Source organism: Klebsiella sp. K5-306 (assembly GCF_051835185.1).
Classification (GTDB): domain Bacteria; phylum Pseudomonadota; class Gammaproteobacteria; order Enterobacterales; family Enterobacteriaceae; genus Klebsiella; species Klebsiella oxytoca.
Genome location: NZ_JAIFJY010000038.1, coordinates 1 through 6,981, shown reverse-complemented (window position 1 = coordinate 6,981; position 6,981 = coordinate 1). Strand labels below are relative to the sequence as shown.

Below are 6,981 nucleotides of genomic sequence, written 5' to 3'. Positions count from 1 at the left end.
AGTACCAGCGTACGGCCCACAGAATGATGTCACGCTGAAAATGCCGGCCTTTGAATGGGTTCATGTGCAGCTCCATCAGCAAAAGGGGATGATAAGTTTATCACCACCGACTATTTGCAACAGTGCCGATTTGCTCACATCCAGCTTTTGTTAGTTCGTCAACCTGGTGCGCCACATCCTGAAGATGCGTAGATTTACGTGCATAGCCGATTTTCATTCTTTTCTCGCTAATTAGTTATGGGGTTATTGTTATGTTGATACAGTAACGAGTTTTGTTACATGAGGGGAGTCATTTTTCGGGAGAAGTCAGGACTTTTCAAGACTGTCACAAAAACCATCGTTTTTGATACATTAATTTAACCAATAGGTTGCAGATCAAATCGCCTGTAACAGCCTTTCTGGCTGTTTGTCGTTTTCAGAAGACGGCTGCACTGAACGTCAGAAGCCGACTGCACTATAGCAGCGGAGGGGTTGGATCCATCAGGCAACGACGGGCTGCTGCCGGCCATCAGCGGACGCAGGGAGGACTTTCCGCAACCGGCCGTTCGATGCGGCACCGATGGCCTTCGCGCAGGGGTAGTGAATCCGCCAGGATTGACTTGCGCTGCCCTACCTCTCACTAGTGAGGGGCGGCAGCGCATCAAGCGGTGAGCGCACTCCGGCACCGCCAACTTTCAGCACATGCGTGTAAATCATCGTCGTAGAGACGTCGGAATGGCCGAGCAGATCCTGCACGGTTCGAATGTCGTAACCGCTGCGGAGCAAGGCCGTCGCGAACGAGTGGCGGAGGGTGTGCGGTGTGGCGGGCTTCGTGATGCCTGCTTGTTCTACGGCACGTTTGAAGGCGCGCTGAAAGGTCTGGTCATACATGTGATGGCGACGCACGACACCGCTCCGTGGATCGGTCGAATGCGTGTGCTGCGCAAAAACCCAGAACCACGGCCAGGAATGCCCGGCGCGCGGATACTTCCGCTCAAGGGCGTCGGGAAGCGCAACGCCGCTGCGGCCCTCGGCCTGGTCCTTCAGCCACCATGCCCGTGCACGCGACAGCTGCTCGCGCAGGCTGGGTGCCAAGCTCTCGGGTAACATCAAGGCCCGATCCTTGGAGCCCTTGCCCTCCCGCACGATGATCGTGCCGTGATCGAAATCCAGATCCTTGACCCGCAGTTGCAAACCCTCACTGATCCGCATGCCCGTTCCATACAGAAGCTGGGCGAACAAACGATGCTCGCCTTCCAGAAAACCGAGGATGCGAACCACTTCATCCGGGGTCAGCACCACCGGCAAGCGCCGCGACGGCCGAGGTCTTCCGATCTCCTGAAGCCAGGGCAGATCCGTGCACAGCACCTTGCCGTAGAAGAACAGCAAGGCCGCCAATGCCTGACGATGCGTGGAGACCGAAACCTTGCGCTCGTTCGCCAGCCAGGACAGAAATGCCTCGACTTCGCTGCTGCCCAAGGTTGCCGGGTGACGCACACCGTGGAAACGGATGAAGGCACGAACCCAGTGGACATAAGCCTGTTCGGTTCGTAAACTGTAATGCAAGTAGCGTATGCGCTCACGCAACTGGTCCAGAACCTTGACCGAACGCAGCGGTGGTAACGGCGCAGTGGCGGTTTTCATGGCTTGTTATGACTGTTTTTTTGTACAGTCTATGCCTCGGGCATCCAAGCAGCAAGCGCGTTACGCCGTGGGTCGATGTTTGATGTTATGGAGCAGCAACGATGTTACGCAGCAGGGCAGTCGCCCTAAAACAAAGTTAACCCAGGATGAGAACCTTGAAAGTATCATTGATGGCTGCGAAAGCGAAAAACGGCGTGATTGGTTGCGGTCCAGACATACCCTGGTCCGCGAAAGGGGAGCAGCTACTTTTTAAAGCATTGACCTACAATCAGTGGCTTCTGGTGGGTCGCAAGACGTTTGAATCTATGGGCGCACTCCCCAATAGGAAATACGCGGTCGTTACCCGCTCAGGTTGGACATCAAATGATGACAATGTAGTTGTATTTCAGTCAATCGAAGAGGCCATGGACAGGCTAGCTGAATTCACCGGTCACGTTATAGTGTCTGGTGGCGGAGAAATTTACCGAGAAACATTACCCATGGCCTCTACGCTCCACTTATCGACGATCGACATCGAGCCAGAGGGGGATGTTTTCTTCCCGAGTATTCCAAATACCTTCGAAGTTGTTTTTGAGCAACACTTTACTTCAAACATTAACTATTGCTATCAAATTTGGAAAAAGGGTTAACAAAGCTATGCAATCGACGGCAAAAAGCTTCGTTCGCTTCGCGCACTACGCCTTTTCCGCGATTGATAGCGACGTTATGTGAATATTGAAATGAGCATTCCAAAGAAAGGAAGTAGAAAAATTATCGTGGGCGAAAATGAGTTTTTGTGGCTCATTAGGTCAAAACTCACATATTCGCAGGACTGTTTAGGTACAGAAATGACTGCGGTCGTTGAACCGGATGCCGGTCCTCACTGATGAAGAAGTGAACACCGTACGGGAATCGTGCCGGCAGCTTGGAGCTATCGGCCGGAACCTCAACCAGGTGGCCAGGGCCTTGAACATCGAGTTCAGGGAAAGTGACAAGCTCAAGCAAGAGGCCATCGAAAAACTGGCCGAACGGATCGACCAGCATTTGGACCATGTGTCTGAGCTGTTCGATAAGACCTGGAGCCGGTGGCACGATTGTCATTTTCAGAAGACGACTGCACCAGTTGATTGGGCGTAATGGCTGTTGTGCAGCCAGCTCCTGACAGTTCAATATCAGAAGTGATCTGCACCAATCTCGACTATGCTCAATACTCGTGTGGGCTCTGTTGCAAAAATCGTGAAGCTTGAGCATGCTTGGCGGAGATTGGACGGACGGAACGATGACGGATTTCAAGTGGCGCCATTTCCAGGGTGATGTGATCCTGTGGGCGGTGCGCTGGTATTGTCGCTATCCGATCAGCTATCGCGACCTTGAGGAAATGCTGGCGGAACGCGGCATTTCGGTCGACCATACGACGATCTATCGCTGGGTCCAGTGCTACGCCCCGGAGATGGAGAAGCGGCTGCGCTGGTTCTGGCGGCGTGGCTTTGATCCGAGCTGGCGCCTGGATGAAACCTACGTCAAGGTGCGGGGCAAGTGGACCTACCTGTACCGGGCAGTCGACAAGCGGGGCGACACGATCGATTTCTACCTGTCGCCGACCCGCAGCGCCAAGGCAGCGAAGCGGTTCCTGGGCAAGGCCCTGCGAGGCCTGAAGCACTGGGAAAAGCCTGCCACGCTCAATACCGACAAAGCGCCGAGCTATGGTGCAGCGATCACCGAATTGAAGCGCGAAGGAAAGCTGGACCGGGAGACGGCCCACCGGCAGGTGAAGTATCTCAATAACGTGATCGAGGCCGATCACGGAAAGCTCAAGATACTGATCAAGCCGGTGCGCGGTTTCAAATCGATCCCCACGGCCTATGCCACGATCAAGGGATTCGAAGTCATGCGAGCCCTGCGCAAAGGACAGGCTCGCCCCTGGTGCCTGCAGCCCGGCATCAGGGGCGAGGTGCGCCTTGTGGAGAGAGCTTTTGGCATTGGGCCCTCGGCGCTGACGGAGGCCATGGGCATGCTCAACCACCATTTCGCAGCAGCCGCCTGATCGGCGCAGAGCGACAGCCTACCTCTGACTGCCGCCAATCTTTGCAACAGAGCCTCCGTCGCCATGCTCACCTCGCTTTGGTGCACACGAGTATTGAGCATAGTCGAGATTGGTGCAGATCACTTCTGATATTGAACTGTCAGGAGCTGGCTGCACAACAGCCATTACGCCCAATCAACTGGTGCAGTCGTCTTCTGAAAATGACACTGTTTGTATATAATCATGAAAAAATGGTGAGTAGAGTTTCAGGGTAACAGGGGATGCTTATGTCGGTTTTCCACAACTGGCTACTTGAGATCGCATGTGAGAATTACTTCGTCTACATCAAACGCCTTTCCGCCAACGATACCGGCGCAACAGGTGGTCACCAGGTAGGGCTTTATATCCCTTCAGGTATCGTTGAAAAACTCTTTCCGTCTATCAACCATACCCGTGAACTGAACCCTTCGGTTTTTCTCACCGCACATGTGTCATCGCATGATTGCCCTGACAGCGAAGCCAGGGCAATTTATTATAACAGCCGTCATTTTGGTAAAACCCGGAATGAAAAAAGGATTACCCGCTGGGGTAGAGGCAGCCCACTTCAGGATCCTGAAAATACAGGGGCTCTGACGCTCCTGGCTTTCAAGCTTGATGAGCAAGGGGGGGACTGTAAGGAAGTAAATATTTGGGTATGCGCCAGCACTGATGAAGAGGACGTCATTGAGACCGCTATTGGTGAAGTTATACCCGGAGCGCTTATATCCGGCCCCGCAGGACAGATTCTAGGCGGACTATCTCTACAGCAAGCGCCAGTAAATCATAAATATATTCTACCTGAAGACTGGCACCTGCGCTTTCCGTCGGGAAGTGAAATTATTCAGTATGCAGCCAGCCATTATGTGAAAAATTCCCTTGATCCGGATGAGCAACTTCTTGACCGCCGGCGCGTGGAGTACGACATATTTCTATTGGTTGAGGAACTGCATGTTCTGGATATCATCCGGAAAGGATTTGGCTCTGTGGATGAATTTATTGCGCTGGCCAATTCTGTCAGCAATCGCCGTAAATCCAGAGCCGGGAAGTCGCTGGAACTGCACCTGGAGCATCTATTCATTGAGCACGGCCTGCGACACTTTGCGACGCAGGCCATCACAGAAGGTAATAAAAAACCCGATTTCCTTTTCCCTTCCGCAGGGGCTTACCACGATACTGAGTTTCCCGTAGAAAATCTGCGCATGCTGGCAGTCAAGACTACCTGTAAGGATCGCTGGCGTCAGATACTGAATGAGGCCGATAAAATTCATCAGGTGCATCTGTTTACACTCCAGGAGGGAGTTTCTCTGGCTCAATATCGGGAGATGCGGGAGTCGGGTGTCAGATTGGTCGTGCCATCATCTCTGCACAAAAAATACCCGGAGGCGGTGAGAGCTGAGCTAATGACGCTAGGTGCGTTTATTGCTGAGCTGACAGGGCTTTACGCAGATATTCCATAGATTATCTCCCGGCATAAATACCGGGAGGAGCGATCAGATTCGTTCAACCTTGCACGAATCGGCATTAACCGCTTTCAGGATATAAGGTTCAAGCAGTTTGGCTACGGCTTCAAACACGGGCACCACTACGGAGTTACCGAACTGCCTGTACGACTGAGTGTCTGACACAGGAATGCGAAAAGGCCTGCCATCTACTTTTTCAAAACCCATAAGGCGCGCGCACTCTCGCGGAGTCAGCCTGCGGGGCCGATGCGCCTGATTTTCTTCGTTCGCGAAGTCTGTTTCACCTGTGGCCATATCCCAGCCACGGTCTATCAGAATTTCAGACCCGTCTTTGTGATAGCGAGCAGAAAGCGTACGGGCAATGCTTTCTTTATTTTCAGGATTAACGAGGCCAAAACCGAATCCGTTACCCTTAGCTGCGTGCTTTTTGGCGTAGTTATAGAGATACTCCCAGAGTTTCGGCGTCAGTATATATTTGCTGTCAACCACGGGTTCCAGCAGTTCGCCAAATGACGGACGCTGTTCCGGATAAAAACGACTAATATCGCGCAGGGTAAAGCCCTGGTGAATGTTCAGATCACGGCGGAAACCGACCAAAACGATACGTTCTCGGTGCTGAGGTAAAAAGTGCTTTCCGTCGATAACTTTAGGATCGTTTTTGCCCATCTCAGCTGCATCCGCAACTTCATAGCCCAGTTCGTCGAGGGTATCCATGATGACTTTAAAGGTTTTACCCTTGTCATGGCTCTTCAGGTTTTTAACGTTTTCAAGAACAAAGATGGCAGGTTTTTTTGCGCGGATAATACGCGCCACATCGAAGAAAAGCGTTCCCTGAGCCTCACATTCGAAACCATGCGCGCGCCCGAGCGAGTTTTTCTTGCTTACGCCCGCAAGGCTAAACGGTTGACAGGGGAAACCTGCTAGAAGTACATCATGATCCGGCACATGCTCATTAATGTAAGCATAGGCATCGTTTTCAGGTACTTCAGGTTTATCACTGAGCGTGACTTCACGAATATCGAGATTGAAAGTGTGTTCCTGAGCATCGTTAAACCAGTTAGCTTTATATGTGCGCACAGCCTCTTTATTCCATTCACTGGTAAAAACGCACTGGCCACCGATGGTTTCGAAGCCCTTCCGTATACCTCCAATCCCAGCAAACAGGTCAATAAACCGGAAGGCATAGTCAGGGTGATGTGCAGGCGCTTCCGGAAGCATTTTTCGTAGAAGTTCCTCTTCGGCTAACGTCAGCGTCTTAGGTGAGCACTTACCATTAATCCAGCGATTAAGAGTCTCGCGACTCCACTCATTTTTACCAACTTTTCTAAGCAGTTCAGCCACGTACTTCTGGTCATAGATTTCCAGCACCTGCCCGAGCAGCTTTTTATCATTTTCCTGTCGCAGTTGTTCTTCCGCTTCTGCTTTCTCAAGCAGATCCTGCGCCAGTAATTCAAATTCAGACATATTGCCTCCATTGGGTCTTATGGGTGAAACTGTATCACTCATTTGACCCAGATTGAATGTTTTTATCTGGATATTTAAACAGGTTTATTGTTAGGTAACGCACGTTGGCCACGCTGGAGCGTCTTCTGGGCCTGCTGTCGGCCTTTGAGGTCGTGGTATGGATGACGGATGGCTGGCCGCTGTATGAACCCCGCCTGAAGGGAAAGCTGCACGTTATCAGCAAGCGTTACACTCAGCGCATTGAGCGACATAACCTGAATCTGAGAGGCACTGTTGCAAAGTTAGCGATGAGGCAGCCTTTTGTCTTATTCAAAGGCCTTACATTTCAAAAACTCTGCTTACCAGGCGCATTTCGCCCAGGGGATCACCATAATAAAATGCTGAGGCCTGGCC

The 6,981-nt window shown here is 51.9% G+C and carries 5 protein-coding genes and 6 pseudogenes; 6 read left to right on the top strand and 5 right to left on the bottom strand.

Annotated features, from left to right (window positions below; translation table 11 throughout):
• Positions 1-64 (bottom strand): annotated as a pseudogene (locus K2184_RS28595) (hypothetical protein); the annotation flags it as partial.
• Positions 65-609: 545 nt separating this feature from the next.
• Positions 610-1,623 (bottom strand): class 1 integron integrase IntI1, encoded by a 1,014-nt coding sequence (intI1, locus tag K2184_RS28590; protein WP_000845048.1) that lies wholly within the window; start codon positions 1,621-1,623, stop codon positions 610-612.
• 155 nt (positions 1,624-1,778) lie between these two features.
• Between intI1 and dfrA14 the strand changes: the two genes are divergently transcribed.
• From dfrA14 to K2184_RS28570, 4 genes and pseudogenes are all read left to right on the top strand, one after another.
• A complete protein-coding gene (dfrA14, locus tag K2184_RS28585; protein ID WP_004201280.1) occupies positions 1,779-2,252 on the top strand; it encodes a trimethoprim-resistant dihydrofolate reductase DfrA14 in 474 nt (157 codons plus the stop codon).
• A gap of 220 nt (positions 2,253-2,472) precedes the next feature.
• Positions 2,473-2,631: pseudogene (gene mobC, locus K2184_RS28580) on the top strand (plasmid mobilization relaxosome protein MobC); the annotation flags it as partial.
• A 58-nt stretch (positions 2,632-2,689) separates the two neighbouring features.
• Positions 2,690-2,764, top strand: a pseudogene (locus K2184_RS28575) (EAL domain-containing protein); the annotation flags it as partial.
• Between the two features lie 117 nt (positions 2,765-2,881).
• Positions 2,882-3,646, top strand: coding sequence for an IS6-like element IS6100 family transposase (locus K2184_RS28570; protein ID WP_001389365.1), 765 nt, complete (start codon positions 2,882-2,884; stop codon positions 3,644-3,646).
• A 139-nt stretch (positions 3,647-3,785) separates the two neighbouring features.
• Here K2184_RS28570 and K2184_RS28565 read toward each other — a convergent pair.
• Positions 3,786-3,851 (bottom strand): annotated as a pseudogene (locus K2184_RS28565) (EAL domain-containing protein); the annotation flags it as partial.
• A 61-nt stretch (positions 3,852-3,912) separates the two neighbouring features.
• Here K2184_RS28565 and K2184_RS28560 point away from each other — a divergent pair.
• The gene (locus K2184_RS28560; RefSeq protein ID WP_001749969.1) at positions 3,913-5,121 is read left to right on the top strand and encodes a type II site-specific deoxyribonuclease; all 1,209 of its coding nucleotides are present in this window, start codon (positions 3,913-3,915) and stop codon (positions 5,119-5,121) included.
• A 33-nt stretch (positions 5,122-5,154) separates the two neighbouring features.
• On the opposite strand, the gene K2184_RS28555 is transcribed toward K2184_RS28560, so the two are convergent.
• Positions 5,155-6,588, bottom strand: a complete 1,434-nt coding sequence (locus K2184_RS28555; protein ID WP_001288432.1) for a DNA cytosine methyltransferase — start codon at positions 6,586-6,588, stop codon at positions 5,155-5,157.
• A gap of 98 nt (positions 6,589-6,686) precedes the next feature.
• On the opposite strand from K2184_RS28555, the pseudogene K2184_RS28550 reads away from it, so the two are divergent.
• Positions 6,687-6,920: pseudogene (locus K2184_RS28550) on the top strand (IS1 family transposase); the annotation flags it as partial.
• Here K2184_RS28550 and K2184_RS28545 read toward each other — a convergent pair.
• Positions 6,907-6,981: pseudogene (locus tag K2184_RS28545) on the bottom strand (IS6 family transposase); the annotation flags it as partial. The pseudogenes K2184_RS28550 and K2184_RS28545 sit on opposite strands and share 14 nt — an antisense overlap.

Excerpts from the sequence above, each read along its gene's own strand:
- intI1 (WP_000845048.1), bottom strand. The coding sequence starts at position 1,623 with ATGAAAACCGCCACTGCGCCGTTACCACCGCTGCGTTCGGTCAAGGTT.
- K2184_RS28570 (WP_001389365.1), top strand. The coding sequence starts at position 2,882 with ATGACGGATTTCAAGTGGCGCCATTTCCAGGGTGATGTGATCCTGTGG.
- K2184_RS28560 (WP_001749969.1), top strand. The coding sequence starts at position 3,913 with ATGTCGGTTTTCCACAACTGGCTACTTGAGATCGCATGTGAGAATTAC.
- K2184_RS28555 (WP_001288432.1), bottom strand. The coding sequence starts at position 6,588 with ATGTCTGAATTTGAATTACTGGCGCAGGATCTGCTTGAGAAAGCAGAA.